General features: G+C 69.1%; 13 protein-coding genes. 11 read left to right on the top strand and 2 right to left on the bottom strand.

Features of this window, described 5'->3' with window-relative positions; translation table 11 throughout:
• Window positions 1–105: 105 nt before the first annotated feature.
• Window positions 106–564: a universal stress protein gene (locus tag ACH34W_RS11910; protein WP_395960855.1), complete on the bottom strand. Its 459-nt coding sequence runs from the start codon at window positions 562–564 to the stop codon at window positions 106–108.
• Window positions 565–725: 161 nt separating this feature from the next.
• Between ACH34W_RS11910 and metH the strand changes: the two genes are divergently transcribed.
• From metH to ACH34W_RS11855, 11 genes are all read left to right on the top strand, one after another.
• Window positions 726–4,202, top strand: coding sequence for a methionine synthase (gene metH / locus ACH34W_RS11905; protein ID WP_395960854.1), 3,477 nt, complete (start codon window positions 726–728; stop codon window positions 4,200–4,202).
• Between the two features lie 47 nt (window positions 4,203–4,249).
• Window positions 4,250–4,918 (top strand): HAD family hydrolase, encoded by a 669-nt coding sequence (locus tag ACH34W_RS11900; RefSeq protein WP_395960853.1) that lies wholly within the window; start codon window positions 4,250–4,252, stop codon window positions 4,916–4,918.
• A 191-nt stretch (window positions 4,919–5,109) separates the two neighbouring features.
• Window positions 5,110–5,541 (top strand): hypothetical protein, encoded by a 432-nt coding sequence (locus ACH34W_RS11895; RefSeq protein WP_395960852.1) that lies wholly within the window; start codon window positions 5,110–5,112, stop codon window positions 5,539–5,541.
• A gap of 525 nt (window positions 5,542–6,066) precedes the next feature.
• Window positions 6,067–7,062 (top strand): ABC transporter permease, encoded by a 996-nt coding sequence (locus ACH34W_RS11890; protein WP_395960851.1) that lies wholly within the window; start codon window positions 6,067–6,069, stop codon window positions 7,060–7,062.
• 57 nt (window positions 7,063–7,119) lie between these two features.
• On the top strand, window positions 7,120–8,880 hold the full coding sequence (locus tag ACH34W_RS11885; RefSeq protein WP_395960850.1) for an ABC transporter substrate-binding protein: 1,761 nt from the start codon (window positions 7,120–7,122) through the stop codon (window positions 8,878–8,880).
• A gap of 82 nt (window positions 8,881–8,962) precedes the next feature.
• The gene (locus tag ACH34W_RS11880) at window positions 8,963–9,973 is read left to right on the top strand and encodes an ABC transporter permease (protein WP_395960849.1); all 1,011 of its coding nucleotides are present in this window, start codon (window positions 8,963–8,965) and stop codon (window positions 9,971–9,973) included.
• A gap of 62 nt (window positions 9,974–10,035) precedes the next feature.
• Window positions 10,036–11,106, top strand: a complete 1,071-nt coding sequence (locus ACH34W_RS11875) for an ABC transporter ATP-binding protein (RefSeq protein WP_395961178.1) — start codon at window positions 10,036–10,038, stop codon at window positions 11,104–11,106.
• 107 nt (window positions 11,107–11,213) lie between these two features.
• Complete coding sequence (locus ACH34W_RS11870) at window positions 11,214–12,338, top strand: ABC transporter ATP-binding protein (protein ID WP_395961177.1); 1,125 nt, start codon at window positions 11,214–11,216, stop codon at window positions 12,336–12,338.
• A 141-nt stretch (window positions 12,339–12,479) separates the two neighbouring features.
• A complete protein-coding gene (locus ACH34W_RS11865; RefSeq protein ID WP_395960848.1) occupies window positions 12,480–14,339 on the top strand; it encodes an ABC transporter substrate-binding protein in 1,860 nt (619 codons plus the stop codon).
• 35 nt (window positions 14,340–14,374) lie between these two features.
• Entirely contained in the window at window positions 14,375–15,361 is a 987-nt protein-coding gene (locus tag ACH34W_RS11860) for an ABC transporter permease (RefSeq protein WP_395960847.1), read from the top strand.
• Complete coding sequence (locus ACH34W_RS11855; protein WP_395960846.1) at window positions 15,358–16,302, top strand: ABC transporter permease; 945 nt, start codon at window positions 15,358–15,360, stop codon at window positions 16,300–16,302. Before ACH34W_RS11860 ends, ACH34W_RS11855 begins: the two co-directional genes overlap by 4 nt.
• Window positions 16,303–16,468: 166 nt before the next feature.
• Here the strand turns inward: ACH34W_RS11855 and ACH34W_RS11850 are convergent, their stop codons facing one another.
• Complete coding sequence (locus ACH34W_RS11850) at window positions 16,469–18,970, bottom strand: ABC transporter permease (RefSeq protein WP_395961176.1); 2,502 nt, start codon at window positions 18,968–18,970, stop codon at window positions 16,469–16,471.
• Window positions 18,971–18,972: the final 2 nt, after the last annotated feature.

Here is an 18,972-nt window from a genome sequence, read left to right as displayed (position 1 = left end):
TGATCGGTGGCTGTCAGCCTACGTCCTGAGGGGGACCTACCCCACCGCCCCGCCGCCCAGACCTCCGGGGTGCCCGGTGGCCGGGTGGAACCGATTACAGTTCGGTCACTTGCCGTCCGTGGTGTGGACGATGAGGATGTCGCAGGGCGAACGGTGCGAAAGGTTCGCCGGGACCGAACCCAGGAGCCGTCCGGCCAGGCTGTTGAGGCCGCGGTTGCCGACCACCACGAGATCCGCTGTCCGCTCCTTGGCGACCCTGGCGATGACGTCGACGGCGTCACCCTCGAGGGCGAGCTCGTCGATGTCCTTGGCGCCGGCCGCGACCGCCCGCTCACGGGCGGCGCGCAGGGCATCTTCCGCAGGTGTGGAGCCCTGCACCTTGTAGGCCAGGTCACCGAGGCGGTCGGCGGCGGTGAGGCGCTCGCGCGTGGGCATGGGGTGGTAGGCGGAGGCGAGCAGCAGCGTGGCGCCGGTGGCGGCGGCAAGCTGGGCGGCCCTGTCGACCGCGCGGAACGAGGTGTCCGAGCCGTCGGTGCCGACGAGGATGGTGCGGTACGCGCTCATGCCGCTCCTTACCGGGGAGTAGTTTCAGGTGGGCACGTTATCGGTCTGATGACCCCCGCGTCACGGGTCAATCTCGTTCCGTACGTGACCTGCGTCGCAGTGTTCCCAGCATCTGGACGCCTCGAGGGAGACTCAGGTGGCCCCGGATAAGGTGGGGCACCATGAGCTCTCCCAACCCACAGTCCTTGCGTGAGGCCCTCCGGAAGCGTGTCGTCGTGGCCGACGGAGGCATGGGGACGATGCTCCAGGACCGCAACCCCACCCTGGACGACTTCCAGGGGCACGAGGGCTGCAACGAGATCCTGAACGTCACCCGGCCTGACATCGTCCGGTCGGTCCACGAGGCCTATTTCGAGGCCGGCGTCGACTGCGTCGAGACCAACACCTTCGGCGCCAACTTCGGCAACCTCGGCGAGTACGACATCACCGAGCGCATCGAGGAGCTGTCGGAGTCCGGGGCGCGCATCGCCCGCGAGGTCGCGGACGCCTACGCCACGCCGGACCGCCCCCGCTGGGTGATCGGGTCGGTCGGGCCCGGCACCAAGCTGCCCACCCTCGGGCACGTGCCGTTCGCCTCGCTGCGCGACGCCTACCAGCGCAACGTCGAGGGACTGATCGCCGGCGGCGCCGACGCCATCCTGGTGGAGACCTGCCAGGACCTCCTCCAGGCCAAGGCCGCGCTGATCGGCGCCAAGCGCGCGATCAAGGCGGCCGGTGCCGACACGGTGCTGATCGGCCAGGTCACGATCGAGCAGAACGGCGCCATGCTGATGGGCTCGGAGATCGGCGCCGCGCTGACCGCGCTGGAGCCGCTGGAGCTCGACCTGATCGGTCTCAACTGCGCCACCGGCCCGGCCGAGATGAGCGAGCACCTGCGTTACCTGGCCCGGCACGCGCGGATCGGCCTGTCCTGCATGCCCAACGCGGGCCTGCCGGAGCTGACCGCCGACGGCGCGCACTACCCGCTGACGCCGGGCGAGCTGGCCGACGCGCACGACACGTTCACGCGCGACTTCGGGTTGTCGCTGGTCGGCGGCTGTTGCGGCACCACCCCCGAGCACCTCCGCCAGGTCGTGGAGCGGGTGCGCGGCCGCGAGGTGGCCGACCGCCGGGCCCGTCCCGAGGCGGGCGCCGCCTCGCTCTACCAGCATGTCCCGTTCCGCCAGGACACCTCCTACCTGGCGATCGGCGAGCGCACCAACGCCAACGGCTCCAAGGCCTTCCGCGAGGCGATGCTGGAGCAGCGCTGGGACGACTGCGTCAGGATCGCCCGTGACCAGGCGCGCGACGGCGCCCACATGATCGACCTGTGCGTCGACTACGTCGGCCGTGACGGCGTCGCCGACATGAAGGAGCTGGCCTTCCGGTTCGCCACCGCGGCCACCCTGCCGATCGTGCTCGACTCCACCGAGACGCCGGTGCTGGAGGCCGGGCTGGAGATGCTCGGCGGCCGCGCCGTGGTCAACTCGGTCAGCCTGGAGGACGGCACGGGGCCCGACTCCAAGATGGCGCGGCTGATGCCGGTGGTGCGCGAGCACGGCGCCGCGGTCGTGGTCATGTGCATCGACGAGGAGGGCCAGGCCCGCACCGCCGACTGGAAGGTCGACGTCGCCGCCCGCACGATCGAGGAGCTGACCGGTACCTGGGGCATGCGGGTCGAGGACATCATCGTCGACTGCCTCACGTTCACGATCGGCACCGGCCAGGAGGAGTCGCGCCGCGACGCCCTGGAGACCATCGACGCGATCCGCGAGCTCAAGCGCCGCTACCCGACGGTGCAGACGACGCTCGGACTGTCGAACGTGTCGTTCGGGCTCAACCCGGCCGCGCGCATCGTGCTCAACTCGGTGTTCCTGGCCGAGTGCGTGGACGCCGGGCTGGACTCGGCGATCGTGCACGCCTCCAAGATCCTGCCGACGGCGCGGATCCCCGAGGAGCAGCGCAAGGTCGCCTTGGACCTGGTTTACGACCGGCGTGCGGGGGACTACGACCCGCTGATCAAGTTCATGGAGGTGTTCGAGGGCGTCGACACCGCGGCCATGAAGGGCGCACGGGCCGCCGAGCTGCTCGGGCTGCCGCTGTGGGAGCGGCTCAAGCGCCGCATCGTCGACGGCGAGCTGGACGGGCTCAACGCCGACCTGGACGAGGCCCTGAGCCAGCGGCCCGCCCTGGAGATCGTCAACGACGTGCTGCTGGACGGCATGAAGACCGTCGGCGAGCTGTTCGGCTCCGGCCAGATGCAGCTGCCGTTCGTGCTCCAGAGCGCCGAGGTCATGAAGACGGCGGTCGCCTACCTCGAACCGCACATGGAGAAGGCCGAGGACGGCGGCAAGGGCCGCATCGTGCTGGCCACGGTCAAGGGCGACGTCCACGACATCGGCAAGAACCTGGTTGACATCATCCTGTCCAACAACGGCTACGAGGTCGTCAACCTCGGCATCAAGCAGCCGATGTCGTCGATCCTGGAGGCCGCCAAGAACGAGCGCGCCGACGTGATCGGCATGTCCGGCCTGCTGGTGAAGTCGACCGTGATCATGAAGGAGAACCTGGAGGAGCTCAACTCCCGCGGGCTCTCCTCGGAGTGGCCGGTGCTGCTCGGCGGCGCCGCTCTGACGCGGGCGTACGTGGAGCAGGACCTCGCGGGACTCTACGACGGCGAGGTCCGTTACGCCCGCGACGCGTTCGAGGGGTTGCGGCTCATGGACGCGTTCATGGCCGTCAAGCGCGGCGAGGACGGCGCCTCGCTGCCGCCGCTGCGCGAGCGGCGGGTCAAGAAGGGCGCCACCCTCAAGGTCACCGAGCCCGAGGACATGCCCGCGCGCTCCGACGTCGCGGCCGACAACAAGGTGCCCTCACCGCCGTTCTGGGGCGACCGCATCGTCAAGGGCATCCCGCTGGCCGACTACTCGGCCTTCCTCGACGAACGCGCCACCTTCATGGGGCAGTGGGGCCTCAAGCCCGCCCGCGGCGGAGACGGTCCCTCCTACGAGGAGCTCGTCGAGACCGAGGGCCGGCCGCGGCTGCGCATGTGGCTCGACCGCGTCCAGACCGACGGCCTCATCGAGGCCGCGGTCGTCTACGGCTACTTCCCCGCCGTCAGTGAGGGCAACGATCTGGTGATCCTCAACGAGGACGGGTCGGACCGCGAACGGTTCACGTTCCCGCGCCAGCGCCGCGACCGGCACCTGTGCCTCGCGGACTTCTTCCGCTCGCGCGAGTCGGGAGAGACCGACGTGGTCGCCTTCCAGCTGGTCACCGTCGGCTCCAAGATCGCCGAGGCGACCGGGGAGCTGTTCGCCAAGGACGCCTACCGCGACTACCTGGAGCTGCACGGCCTGTCGGTCCAGCTCACCGAGGCGCTGATGGAGTACTGGCACACGCGCGTCCGGTCGGAGATCGGTTTCGGTGCCGAGGACGCCGATGACGTGAGCGACTTCTTCAAGCTCGGCTACCGCGGCGCCCGTTACTCCTTCGGCTACCCGGCCTGCCCCGACCTGGAGGACCGCGCCACCCTCGTACGGCTGCTCAAGCCGGAGCGGATCGGCGTGTCGCTGTCGGAGGAGCTCCAGCTCGTCCCCGAGCAGTCCGCCGACGCGATGGTGGTCCACCACCCCGAGGCCAAATACTTCAACACCTGAGCACGACTTCGACACAGAGCACTTCACCACCTGATGAGAGGAGCTGCGTGAACCCGGCAGGGGGACTGCAGGCCGTATTGGCCGACATGGACGGGACACTGATCGACTCCGAACGGCTCTGGCTCGAGGTCGAGACCGACGTGGTGGCGCGCCTCGGCGGCACCTGGAGCGAGGCCGACCAGCAACATCTGGTCGGCGGCTCGCTGGCGATCGCCGTCGCCTACATGGTCGCCAAGACCGGCACCGACGTCCCCGAGGAGCGGGTGGGGCGGTGGATGCTGGACGGCATGATCGAGCTGCTCTCGACGCACGTCCCGCTGCTGCCCGGCGCCAAGGAGCTGCTGTGCGGCCTGCGGGAGGCCGACATCCCGGTCGCGCTGGTCACCTCCAGCCACCGGGCGCTGACCGAGCCGGTCCTCGACGCCATCGGCCGCGACCTCTTCGCGGTCACGGTCGTGGGTGACGAGGTGACGCACACCAAGCCGCATCCCGAGCCGTACCTGACGGCCGCCGAGCTGCTCGGGGCCGACCCCGCGCGGTGCGTGGCCATCGAGGACTCGCCGAACGGGCTGACCTCGGCGCAGGCTGCCGGGTGCGCGACGGTGGCCGTCCCGGGGGTGCTGCCCCCGCCGCCCGCCCCGCGCCGCACGGTGGTGGGCTCGCTGCAGGAGGTCGACGTGCCGTTCCTGGCCTCACTCGTCTCCAGCGGACGCTGAGCAAGCCTCGTGGCGGGGGCCTGATACCTCCCGGGGTGATCTGCGGGGCGGCTCACGCTTGAGCCCTAGGGGACAGATCACGCTTCCGGATGACACCGCAGGTCCGACAACCGTCCGCTCGGAGGAGTGGCCTTCCGTTCCGGACGTGTGACCATGGGGGAGAGCACTATCGCACGGATTGAGGGGCCCGCATGATCGAGCTGATCAGTTATGGCGTCACCCTGCTGGGGCTGGTCATCAGCTGGGGTGTCTACAAGCGCCGGGGGGCGGCCTCGGGCATGCGCGGCGCCGCCCTGTCCCTGGTGCCCGCCGCAGCGGCGATGACCGGCGTGACCGAGTTCGTGACGGAGCTGGTCTTCAGCCCCGTGAAATGGGCCGGCGTGGCCCTCGTGGGCCTCGCCGTCATGCTCTACCTGGCCTCGGGCGTGATGCTGAGCCGCCGGGCCGAGGCCGGTGCCGCCGTGGACGAGGGCAAGGGGTCCAAGCGCTCCAAGGCGCCCAAGGCCGCCAAGCAGCGCAAGCCGGACAAGGCCGTCGAGCGGTCCAGCGGCGGCGCGCCGGCCGCCATGGATCCCGACCTCGCCGAGATCGAAGAGATCCTCCGCAACCGCGGCATCAAATAACGTTCCGTAACCGCGGGACCGGGTGACGGCGCCGCCCGCCACGACACGGGCGTCACCGGAATTCACGCCTGTCCCGGCCGTCCGCCGGCCGCTGCTTTCCCGAACGTCCCGACAGGGGCCGTCCGGCCGCCTCCGCGCGGCCGGGCGGCCCCTTCGTCTGTGCCGATTCTGCGCCCACCGCCGTTGACCTGCGGACGATCGATCTCAGAACGGCCTCAGAACGGTAAAGCTTCCCCGTGCCGACGGCGTTTCAACTCCGGGCAGGCCGCCCGTCTACGTAATATCTGGGCGGTTTGTCCTGTGTGTTGTCCAGGTCACGTGTGCCCAAGATGACGACGAGATCACAAGTCAGATACGGGTACTAGCAGAGGCCGCCACACGCGATGGACAGTCGTGCCCGAAGGACTAGGTTTCCCTCCAGCAAACACGGCGTAACGGGCACGGGCAGCGGATGATCTCCGCAGCCGCATGACGTTGGGTCGGCGGCGGAGTGGCCAACAGGCCGAACGGCAGGAGGTACGGAGCGTGACCGCACCGATCGAGACGACCGGGTCTGAGGCCGAGGCCCAGCCTGAGGCCGTCCTTGCGGGCGTCGAACGCAAGGCGATCGAGGGCCGCTCGCTCGGGCAGATCGCCTGGCTGCGGCTCAAGCGCGACAAGGTCGCCATGGCCGGCGGCATCCTGGTGGTGCTGCTGATCCTCATGGCGATCGTGGGACCGTTCCTGGTGGGCGACCCCAATGAGCCGCACAACGATCTGATCGACCCGACGCTGTCGCGCCCCAAGACCGGCATCATGCACTCCGGCATCAGCGCCGACCACTGGTTCGGCGTGGACCTGCCGGCGGGCCGGGACATGTTCAGCCGCATCGTCAACGGCGCCAAGTACTCCCTGCTGATCTCGTTCCTCGCGACGATGCTCGCGGTGGTGCTCGGCGTCTTCTTCGGCGTCATCGCCGGCTACTTCGGCGGCTGGGTCGACACCCTCATCGCCCGCGCCATGGACATCTTCCTGGCCTTCCCGCTGCTGCTCTTCGCGATCGCCCTCGTCGGAGTCTTCCCCAACAGCGCGTTCGGGCTGGAGGGCAACGGGCTGCGGGTGGCGTTCCTGATCTTCGTGATCGGGTTCTTCAGCTGGCCCTATATCGGCCGCATCATCCGCGGCCAGACCCTGTCGCTGCGGGAACGCGAGTTCGTGGACGCCGCCCGCAGCATGGGCGCGCGCGCCCCGTACATCCTCTTCCGCGAGCTGCTGCCCAACCTGTGGGCGCCGATCCTCGTCTACGCGACGCTGATGATCCCCACCAACATCATCTTCGAGGCGTCGCTCTCCTTCCTCGGTGTCGGCATCATCCCGCCCACCCCCAGCTGGGGCGGCATGCTGAACGAGGCCAAGGAGGTCTACGAGATCGCGCCGCACTTCATGTTCTTCCCGGGCATGGCGATCTTCGTCACCGTGCTGGCCTTCAACCTCTTCGGCGACGGCCTCCGGGATGCGCTGGACCCGCGGTCCTCGCGCTGACCCTCATCCACTGTCCCTCGAGAAACCATGACCGATCCCAAAGGGAGAGCGAACACAATGAGAAGAACGACACGGAGGGGCACCGCCGTTCTGGCGGCCGGCGTCAGCGCCGCCCTCGTGCTCGCCGCCTGCGGCGGCGGGGATGAGGAAGGCGGCGGCAGCGGCGTCTTCGACCAGGGCAGCAAGTCGATCGTCAACCCGGGCGACGCCAAGGGCGGCACCCTGCAGATGCTCCGGACGGGCGACTTCGACTCGACCGACCCCGGCAACATGTACTACGCCACCGCCTGGAACTTCAGCCGCCTCTACGCGCGCACGCTGGTGACCTTCAAGTCGGTCGGCGGCCAGGGCAACCTGGAGATCACGCCGGACCTGGCGACCGGTCTCGGCCAGCCGAGCGCCGACCTGAAGACCTGGACCTACAAGCTGCGTCCGGGCGTCAAGTTCTCCGACGGCACGCCGGTCACGTCCAAGGACGTGAAGTACGCGGTCGCGCGGAGCAACTACTCGCCCGAGGTCATGGAGAAGGGCCCGGTCTACTTCCGGCAGTACCTGGCCAACCCGAACGGCTACAAGGGCCCGTACAAGGACCCGAACCTCGACAACTTCAAGGGCGTCGAGACCCCTGACGACCAGACCGTGGTCTTCAAGCTGGCGGCTCCGTTCGCCGAGTTCGACTACCTGGCCACGATCCCGCAGACCGCTCCGGTCCCCAAGGCCGCCGACGCCGGCGCCAAGGGCGGCGTCAACTACGCCAAGGGCGTCGTGTCCACCGGCCCGTACAAGCTCGACAGCTACGAGCCCGGTAAGTCGATCAAGCTGAGCAAGAACCCGAACTGGGACGCCAGCGACCCCAACCGCAAGCAGCTCCTGGACAACATCGAGGTGCAGCTGGGCGTCGCGGCCGACGAGGTCGACAACCGCCAGATCGACGGCAGCGCCCACATGGACGTCCAGGGCAACGGCGTCAACGCCGCCGCCCGGTCGAAGATCCTCTCCGACCCGGAGCTGAAGAAGAACGCCGACAACCCGACCTCGGGCTTCCTCTGGTACACGGCCATCAGCCGCCAGGTCGAGCCGTTCACCAACAAGGACTGCCGCATCGCGGTCCAGTACGCCGTGGACAAGACCGGCTACCAGGCCGCCTACGGTGGCACCACCGGCGGTGACGTCGCCTCCACGGTGATGCCGCCGAGCCTCAAGGCGCACCAGAAGTTCGACCTGTACCCGAACAACGGTGGTAAGGGCGACGTGACCAAGGCCAAGGAGCACCTGGCCAAGTGCGGCAAGCCGAACGGCTTCACCACCAACATCTCCTACCGCACCGAGCGGCCCAAGGAGAAGGCGGCGGCCGAGTCCGTGAAGGCCTCGCTGGCCAAGGTCGGCATCACCGTCAACATCAAGAACTACCCGGAGGACGGCTACACCGGCGGTGTGGTCGGCGACCCGAACTTCGTCAAGAAGAACCAGCTCGGCCTGATGGTCTACGGCTGGGCGGCCGACTTCCCGAGCGGTTTCGGCTTCCTGCAGCAGATCACCGACCCGGGCGCGCTCAAGGGCACCGGTAGCTCCAACATCTCGCACATCGACCTCCCCGAGATCGCGAAGAAGTTCAAGGAGGTCGTGCAGCTGAAGGACGAGGCGGAGCGCAACAAGATCTACGCGGAGATCGACAAGATCGTCATGGAGGACGCGTCGATCATCCCGATGTTGTACGCGAAGAACCTGTACTACCGGAACCCGAAGGTGACGAACGTGTTCATCAACTACGGGTACTCCGGCATGGTCGACTACGCCAACCTCGGGCTCGCCAAGTAATTCTGAGAGAGGTGAAGGCAGAGGTGGCCGGCGCGGCGGTGTCCCACAGGACACGCCGCGCCGGCCCCCACCGCCGCTCGAAGTGATCCGATACATCATCCGGCGTCTCCTGGTCGCCGTTCTTCTGCTGGCGATCATCAGCCTGGTGACGTTCGGCATCTTCTTCCTGCTGCCGCAGCTGGCGGGTCAGTCGACCGACGACCTCGCGGCGCGCTACCTGGGCCGTGAGGTCACCCCCGAGGGCCTGGCCGGCGTCAAGGCCAAGCTGGGGCTCGACGACCCGTTCCTGGTCCGCTACTGGGAGTTCGTCCAGGGCATCTTCGTCGGCCAGGAGTACAGGTTCGGCACGAGCATCACCGAGTGTCCCGCGCCGTGCCTGGGGTACTCGTACCGCACGAACGAGCCGGTCTTCGACCTGCTGCTCGACCGTGCGCCCATCACCTTCTCCATCGCGCTCGGCGCCGCCGTCCTGTGGCTGGTCGCCGGCGTCACCATCGGCGTCATCTCGGCGCTGAAGCGGGGGAGCGTCTTCGACCGCGCGTCCATGTCGGCCGCGCTGGCGGGCGTGTCCCTCCCCATGTTCTTCACCGGCCTGGTCTCGATCTGGCTGATCTGCCGGCAGCTGAAGCTGCTGCCGACACCGAGGTACCACGAGTTCCTCGACAACCCGGCGACCTGGGCACAGGCGCTGATCCTGCCCTGGATCACGCTCGCGTTCCTCTACGCGGCCATGTACGCGCGGCTCACCCGCGCGGGCATGCTGGAGACGATGGGCGAGGACTACATCCGCACCGCCCGCGCCAAGGGCCTGCCCGAGCGGACGGTCATCACCAGGCACGGGCTGCGGTCCGCGCTCACCCCCATCATCACGATCTTCGGCCTGGACATCGGCCTGCTGCTCGGCGGCGCCGTGATCACCGAGACCACGTTCTCGTTCGCCGGGCTCGGCCAGCTGATGTTGCAGGGCATCACGCGCAGCGACCTGCCTGTCGCGCTCGGCGTCACGATGGCCACCGGCCTGTTCGTCATCGTCGCCAACCTGGTGGTGGACATCTTGTACGCGGTCGCCGACCCGAGAGTGAGGCTGGGCTGATGGCGGGCAGGGAAAAGACGGGCAAGGAAAAGACGGGCAGGGGCAAGAAGCGGGACAACGAGATGCGCAACGGCACGTCCACGGCGCCCGGCGGGCCCGCGGACTCCCGGCCGCCGTCCTCCTTCCTGGAGGTCCGCGACCTGCGGATCCACTTCCCGACCGACGACGGCCTGGTCAGGTCCGTGGACGGGCTGAGCTTCCAGCTCGAACGCGGCAAGACGCTGGGCATCGTGGGCGAGTCGGGCTCCGGCAAGAGCGTGACGAGCCTCGGCATCCTCGGCCTGCACAACCGGCGCAACGCCAAGGTCTCGGGGGAGATCTGGCTGGACGGCGACGAGCTCGTCGGTGCGAGCGAGGAGCAGGTGCGGCGGCTGCGCGGCCGCGACATGGCGATGATCTTCCAGGACCCGCTGTCCTCGATGCACCCCTTCTACTCGGTGGGGCACCAGATCATCGAGGCCTACCGGATCCACAACGACGTCACCAAGAAGGTCGCGCGCAAGCACGCGATCGACATGCTCGGCCGGGTGGGCATCCCCAAGCCGGACCGGCGCGTGGACGACTACCCGCACCAGTTCTCCGGCGGCATGCGGCAGCGCGCGATGATCGCGATGGCGCTGTCCTGCGACCCGGAGCTGCTGATCGCCGACGAGCCGACCACCGCGCTGGACGTGACGGTGCAGGCGCAGATCCTGGACCTGCTCCGGGACCTGCAGCGCGAGTTCAACTCCGCCATCATCATGATCACCCACGATCTCGGCGTGGTCGCCGAGCTGTCGGACGACATCCTGGTGATGTACGGCGGCCGGTGCGTGGAGTACGGCACCGTGGACGACGTGTTCCACGCGCCCGAGCACCCCTACACGTGGGGGCTGCTGGGCTCGATGCCGCGGCTGGACCGGGAGCGCACCGAGCGGCTGCTGCCCATCAAGGGCACACCGCCGAGCCTCATCAACCTGCCGCAGGGTTGTGCCTTCAACCCGCGCTGCGCCTACGCTGAACTGAACGGCGGCAAGAGCACCGAGGAGCGTCCCGATCTGCGGGACGCGGCCCCCGGCCACCGGGTCGCCTGCCACCTGCCCGCCGAGAAGCGCCGGCAGATCTGGAACGACGAGATCGCGCCCAAGCTGTGATGGGGGACAACGTGAGCACATCCGACAACCCGGCGCCGGGGCCCGAGGAGACCCGGTCGGACGCCGCCGCCTCTGGCAAGGCCGCCTCAGAGGGCGCCGCCGCCGGCGTGGCCGCGGCCGGGGTGGCCGAGGCCGCCGCGCCGGCCAAGGGCACCGGGCGCCGGGGGGAGACGCTGCTGGAGGTCGAGGACCTCGGCAAGCACTTCCCGGTCACCCAGGGCATCGTCTTCAAGCGCCAGGTCGGCGCGGTGAAGGCCGTCGACGGCGTGTCCTTCTCCGTGCGCAAGGGCGAGACGCTCGGCCTGGTGGGCGAGTCCGGCTGCGGCAAGACCACCACCGGCCGCATGATCATGCGGCTGCTGGAGCCCAGCTTCGGGAAGATCACCTTCGAGGGGCACGACATCACCCACATGTCCCAGCGGGACATGCGGCCCCTCCGCCGCGACATCCAGATGATCTTCCAGGATCCGTACTCGTCGCTGAACCCGCGGCAGACCGTCGGCAGCATCGTCGGCGCCGCGTTCCGGCTGCAGGGTGAGCAGCCGAAGCAGGGGCAGAAGGCGGCGGTGCAGGAGCTGCTGGAGATGGTCGGGCTCAGCCCCGAGCACTACAACCGCTATCCCCACGAGTTCTCCGGCGGCCAGCGGCAGCGCATCGGCATCGCCCGCACGCTCGCGCTGCGGCCCAAGCTGATCGTCGCCGACGAGCCGGTGTCGGCCCTCGACGTGTCGGTCCAGGCGCAGGTCGTCAACCTGCTGGAGGACCTGCAGGACGAGCTCGACCTCACCTACGTCGTGATCGCGCACGACCTGTCGGTGGTGCGGCACATCTCCGACCGGGTCGCGGTCATGTACCTCGGCAAGCTCGTCGAGATCGCCGACCGGGCGGACCTGTACGAGCGGCCGATGCACCCGTACACCAACGCGCTGCTGTCGGCGGTGCCGATCCCGGACCCGAGCAAGCGCGAGGGCCGGGACCGGATCCGGCTGCAGGGCGACGTGCCGAGCCCGCTCGACCCCCCGCCCGCCTGCCGTTTCCACACCCGTTGCTGGAAGGCGCAGGAGATCTGCAAGCAGGTCGAGCCGCCGCTGCAGGAGCTCAGCCCGGGACACATGGCGGCGTGCCACTTCCCGGAGAACACCACGGTCAGCGCCACCGACCTGGTGGCCAAGGCCGCGGTCGCCCCGGGCGCGGCCCCCGGCACGGCGGACGCTCCCGTCGGCAAGGACTGACAGCCGGCACACCCACAGCACACCCAGACCGCCTCCCGGCGGCAGATGACCGGCCCGTGCGGAGTTGCTCCGCACGGGCCGTTTTGGATTTACGGTATACCTTAAGTCATGCTCCGGTCACAATCTGTACAGGATGGAGCGGTGCGGGCCTGGGCCCTGCAAGGTCGGCTGTGGGTACGACTCGCGGTCATACGGGAGGGGCGCGTGGTGCGGGGTTACGGGATGGCCGCGCGGGACTGTCCGGCAGCCGTGACGATCGTGCTGGCGACGCTGCTCGCGGGGGCGCTCGCCGCCTGTGACGGTGAGGCGGGCGGCGACCTGGCGGGCGGGGGCGGCACGCTGAGGATCGTGGGCGCCGCGGATCCGGACCATATCGACCCGGCGAGCGGTTACACGTTCGCCTCGCTCTCGCTGAGCCGGATGTTCGCCCGGCCGCTGTTCCTCACCAGGTCGTCCAACACGTTCGAGGAGACGATCCCCCTCCAGCCCGACGTCGCGCGCGAGCTGCCGACGCGGCGGAACGGCGGGATCAGCGCCGACGGCAGGACCTACACCATCACCTTGCGCGACGGCGTCACCTGGAACACGCGGCCGCCGCGCGAAGTGACCGCCGGCGACTATGTCCGCGGCCTGAAGCGGCTCTGCAACCCCGCCTCGCCGTCGGGTGGGCAGGGGTACTACCGATCGACCATCACGGGCATGGAGGCCTACTGCGACGCCTACGCGAAGGTCGACGGCAGGGACGCCAGGGCGATGGCCGACTTCCAGAACAGCCACGACATCGCCGGTCTGAAGGCCAAGGACGCCAAGACCCTCGTCGTGCGCCTCGACCGCCCGGCCGGCGACATGCTCGACCTGCTGGGCCTGCAGTTCGCGACGGCCGCGCCGCGGGAGTACGACCGGTACGTTCCCGACGGGGCCGAATTCCGCCGCAACACCATCTCGAACGGCCCGTACCAGATCACCCGTTACACGCCCGGCACGACGATCGTCCTGGACCGCAACCCGGCCTGGCGGGCCGCCGCCGACCCGCTCCGTCCCGCCCACGTCGACCGGATCCAGATCACCCTCGGGCAGGACACCCCGGACGGCGTGCAGCAGCAACTCGAACAGGGCACCGCCGACCTCGCCTGGGACTCGCCGGTGCCCGTCGCGGCGATCAACCGGCTCAAGGCGGCCCGCGACCCGCGCTTCGCGATCCGGCGTTCCCCGAGCCTCAGCCCGTTCCTCGTCTTCAACCTGCAGAGCCCCAACAACAACCGCGCCCTCGCGGACAGGCGGGTACGGCAGGCGATCACGTACGCCGTCGACAAGTCGGCCCTGGTGAAGATCTACGGTGGCCCCGACGTGGCCGAGCCGTTGAACCAGGTGATCCCGCCGGGCAACGCCGGCCACCGCAGGCACGACCCGTACCCGACGCCCGGCGGCAGGGGAGACGCGGCCAAGTGCCGGAGCCTGCTCGCCGCCGCGGGCCGCGCCGGCGGGCTCACCCTGCGTTTCCCGTACCGGATGAGCGGCAACAACCCGAAGGTCGCCCAGTCGGTGCAGTCCAACCTGGCTGCCTGTGGCATCACCGCGCATCTCATCGCCGACGGCAACGGCACCTTCTACAGCAGCACCCTGGTGACACCGTCCGCCGCCCGTGAGGGGCGCTGGGACGTCGCCGTGCCGAACTGGAGCCCCGACTGGTACGGCAACAACGGCCGGTCGGTGATCCAGCCGATCTTCGACGGCAGGACCTACGGGCCGAACTCGACCAACTACGGCGGCTACGACAACGCCGAGGTCAACAAGCTCATCGACGAGGCGCTCCAGACCGAGCAGCCGGCGAAGGCCGCGGCGCTGTGGCACGCCGCCGACCGGCTCATCATGGCCGACGCGGCGGTGGTGCCGTTCCTCAGCCCGAACTTCCCCATCTTCCACTCGCGCCGCGTTCGCAACCCTCACTTCATCCCGACCATCCAGGCCTATGATTACGCTAAGGTCCGGCTAGCTTCCTAAGAGTCACATCACACAGAGTCACATCACACACATTGATGGACACGTCTTCCCCCACCCGCGAGATCCAGTGCCGCAGCCCGTGGTCGCTGGCGCTGGCGCGGCTGCGCGCGGACCGGCTCGCCATGATCTCCATCGGCGTCATCGCGCTGATGATGGTGTTCGCGCTGACCGCGCCGCTGTGGGCGGCGTGGACCGGCCACACCCATCACTCCACCTATCCGAGGACGGGGCTGGACGAGAGCGGCCTGCCGGCCGGGCCGTCGGGGGAGTTCTGGCTGGGAGCCGACTCGATCGGCCGGGACGTGCTGGTGCGGGCCGCCTACGGCGCGCGGATCTCACTGCTGGTGGGGCTCGCCGCGACCGCGCTGGCGACCTTCTTCGGCGTGGTGACCGGGGTGCTGTCGGGCTTCCTGGGCGGCTGGGCCGACGCGGTGCTCGCACGCGGCATGGACGTGGTGTTGTCGTTCCCCTATCTCCTGGTCGCCATCGTGATCGCGGTGACGTTCGGCGCGAGCGTGCCGCTGACCATCGTCGTGATCGCCTTCTTCATGTTCGCCGCCATGGCGCGGGTGGTCCGCGGCCAGGTGATGTCCATCAAGGAGAAGGAGTACATCGAGGCCGCCCGGTCGCTCGGCGCGAGCACGCCGCGGATCATGGTCGTGGACGTCCTGCCCAACCTGGTCGCGCCGGTGACCGTGCTCGCCTCGCTCCTCGTCCCGCAGGCCATCACGTTCGAGGCGACGCTGTCGTTCCTCGGCGCTGGCGTCGACCCGTCCACACCCAGCTGGGGCGGCATGCTCAACGAGGCGCAGGAGTACTACCAGACCGCGTGGTGGTATCTGCTGGTTCCGGCGGGGCTGCTGCTGGCGACGACGTTCGCGTTCAACATCCTCGGTGACGGCGTCCGCGACGCGTTCGATCCGCGCACCGAACGGCTGCTGAACGCGCGACGTTCCCAGAAGCCGTCCAAAGCGGCGAAGGCGACCAAAACGGTGAAGGCTACGAAGGCGGCGAAGGGATGATCCGGTTCATCGTGCGGCGTTCGCTGTTCGGGATCGTCGTGCTCTGGCTGGTGTCCACCGTGGTGTTCTTCCTTGTCTTCGTCGCGGCGGGCAAGCCCGAACGGGTGATCGGCGGACCGCGCGCCACCACCGAGACGCTCCGGCTCATCCGCGCGAACCTCGGCCTCGACGAGCCGGTCATCGTGCAGTACGGCGCGTTCCTCGGCCGGCTGCTGGGGGGCGACCTCGGCCGGTCCTACATCCACGGCACCCCGGTCACCTCGATGATCGCCGAGCGGCTGGGGACGACGGTCGTGCTCGTGCTGGGCGCGTCGGTGTTGTGGCTCGCCGGCGGCGTCCTCACCGGCGTGCTGAGCGCCACCCGGGCGCGGTCGCTCGTCGACCGGCTGGCCACGTTGTTCGTGCTGGCCGGCCTGTCGATGCCCGCGTTCGTGGTGGCCTTGCTGATGTTGTACGTGCTGTTCAGCAAGGCCGGTGACGCGGGGATCCACCTGTTCGAACCGGGGCCGCCGCTGCAGGAGAACTTCTGGAAGCGGATGACCCTGCCATGGTTCGCGCTGGCCTTCCTCCTGATGGCCGGCTACACGCGGCTGACACGCGGCGCGATGCTCGACGTGCTCGGTGAGGACTACATCCGCACCGCCCGTTCCAAAGGCCTTCCGGAACGGCGAGTCGTCTACAAGCACGGCCTCCGGGCGGCCCTGACGCCGGTGGTGACCCAGTTCGGCGTCGACATCGGCGCCCTCATCGGCTCGACCATCGTCACCGAGAAGGTGTTCGGCCTGCAGGGCATCGGCCAGCTCGTCGTCCAGTCCATCACCGTGGGGGACGCGCCGGTCATCCTCGGGATCGTCCTCGCCGTCGCGCTGTGCGTGGTGGTGGCCAACCTGCTGGTCGACATCGCGTACTCGTTCCTCGACCCGCGCGTCCGGCAGTTCTAGACGGCGGTTCCAGGCGGCGGTTCAGGCGGTGGTTCCCGGCGGTGGTTCTGGAAAGTGGTTCTGGAAAAGGGACACGCCCCGTACGGCCGGCCGGCCGTACGGGGCGTGTCTTTCGTGCCCCCGGATGGGGCGCTCTCCGGTGGAGTGCGTCATCCGCTGGAATGGATCATTCGGTGGAGATGGCCTTCAGGACGTCCATCCGGCCAGCCCGCCACGCGGGCCAGAGCGCGGCCAGCACACCGATGATCGCGGCCACCGCGACGTACACGGCGAGCGTGACGACCGGGATGGAGAGCACCGTGAGCCCTTGGTCCTTCAGCGCGCTCTGCAACGCGGCACCGAACGTGATGCCGATGCCGATGCCGAGCGCCGCGCCGAACACGGCGATGACGATCGACTCGACCCGGATCATGCGGCGCAGCTGGCGGCGGCTGACGCCGATCGCCCGCAGCAGGCCGATCTCGCGAGTGCGTTCGATCACCGACAGGGCCAGCGTGTTGATGACCCCGACGGCCGCGATGATGACCGACATGACCAGCAGGATCGTGAGGAAGGTGACGAACTGGTCGACCTGCTTGCGCGCGTCCTTCTTGAGCGCCGCCTGGTCGGAGACCTTCAGGTTCGGGTAGTCCTGCACCGACCGCTCGATGGCCTGCTTGGTCGCGGCGTCGGTGTTCTTCGCGTTGACGACGATGCCGTCGACGGCCGGCTTGGCCGTGTGGGCCATGTAGACCGGCTGTGCGATGACGCGCGGCCCGAGCATCTGGTTCTTCTCGTAGACGCCCATGACGCGGAGCTGCTGCGTCTTGCCGTCGGGGAACGCCGTCGCGATCGTCGAGCCGACCGCCCACTTGTTGTCCTTGGCGGTGTCCTCGTCGATGAGCATGCCGTCCTGGCCGAGGTCGGTGCCGCCGGTGACCATCTTCAGCCGGACGCCCTCGGCGAGGACCTTCACATCACCCGCCACATAGAAGGCGCGCTTACCGTTGATCTTGGCGTTGCCCGAGTAGAACGGCGAGGCGCTGTCGACACCCGGGGCCGCGGCGATCTTGGTGACGGCGGAGGTGTCCGTGCCGCCCGCGCCGGTCGGCTCGACCACGTAGTCGGCGCCGAACTGCTTGTCGACCTGCGACTCCACCGAGGCGCTCATGGAGGCGCCCATCACGTTCACCGCGGTGATGAGGGCCAGGCCGATCATCAGCGCGGCGGCGGTCGCGGCGGTGCGCCGCGGGTTGCGCAGCGCGTTCTGCTGGGCGAGGCGGCCCGGCATGCCCATGAGGCGGGCGAACGGCGCGCCGAGCAGCCGCACCACCGGCACACTGATCACCGGAGCGAGCATCGCCACGCCGATGAACACCAGCAGGGCGCCGGCCCCGACCGGGACCACCGGGTTGCTCCCGCCGCCGAACAGGCCGAGCGCGATGAGCGCGGCGCCGAGCAGCGTCAGCGTGGAGCCCAGCGCGATCCTGATCCGCAGCGAGCGCTGCGGCAGCGCCACGTCGTCGCGCATCGCGGCGACCGGCGGGATCTTCGCCGCACGGCGGGCCGGGAAGTACGCCGAGACGACCGTGACGACGATGCCCACGACGTACGACCAGATCACCGGTGACGCGGTGAAGACCAGCCCGGACGCGCTGTCCTGCATCATGAAGCCCTGCAACATCAGCGCCAGTCCCGCACCGGCCACCAGACCGATCGACGACCCGATGAAGCCGACCGCGATCGCCTCGCCGATGACGGCCCGGGTCACCTGCGAGCGCCCCGCGCCGATGGCGCGCAGCAGCGCCAGCTCCCGGGTGCGCTGGGCGACCAGCATGGAGAAGGTGTTGAAGATGATGAACGCGCCGACGAAGATCGAGATGAAGGCGAACACGAGCAGGAACGTCCGGAAGAAGTTCATGATCGTGGCGACGTCGCTCTTGGCGTCCTCGCGGAGCTTGGTCCCGGTGATCGCCTCCAGGTTCGCGGGCAGGACCTTGGCGACGCTGTCGCGCAGCTCGGTCTCACCCGGGCCCGACGTGCCCATCTGGATGTCGTTGTAGAACCCCGGCTTGAGCAGCAGCCGCTGCGCGGTCGCGGTGTCGAACGCGGTGACCGTGGCGCCCATCAGATTGCCGGTGTCGATCAGGCCGACGACCTTCAGCTGCTGCGGCGGCCCCTGGATCACGACCTTGGCGGTGTCACCGATCTTCAGCTTGCCCTTCTCGGCCGTCTTGGCGTCGATGGCGACCTCGGCGGGACCGGCCGGCGCCCGGCCCTCCTTCATGTCGTAGTCGCCGCTCGCGGTCCAGTTGACGCCGAACTGGGGCGGCCCATCCTGCTCGGTGCCGACGATCTTGCCGTTCTTCCCGACGACCGCCGCGTAGCCGGAGACGTTGCCCTGGACGTCCTTGACGCCGGGGATCGCGCGGATCCGCTCCATGACCGACGCCGGGACGGGCTGAGCCGACAGGCCGTCGTCCTCGAAGTCGTCGGTGAGCTTCTTGGCGCGCACATCGACGGCCACGCCCTTGCCGACCCGGTTGAAGAGGTCGTCGAACTGCTTGTTCATCGTGTCGGTGAAGATGAGCGTGCCCGACACGAACGCCACGCCGAGGATCACCGCGACCGCGGTGAGGACGAGGCGGATCTTGTGCGCCGCGAGATTGCGGAGCGTCACCTTGGCCATCA

Origin of the sequence: Actinomadura sp. 6N118 (assembly GCF_044326415.1) — a bacterium.
Lineage (GTDB): Bacteria > Actinomycetota > Actinomycetes > Streptosporangiales > Streptosporangiaceae > Spirillospora.
Note: the sequence above shows the minus strand (reverse complement) of the source record. Positions and strands in the feature narration are given on the sequence as shown.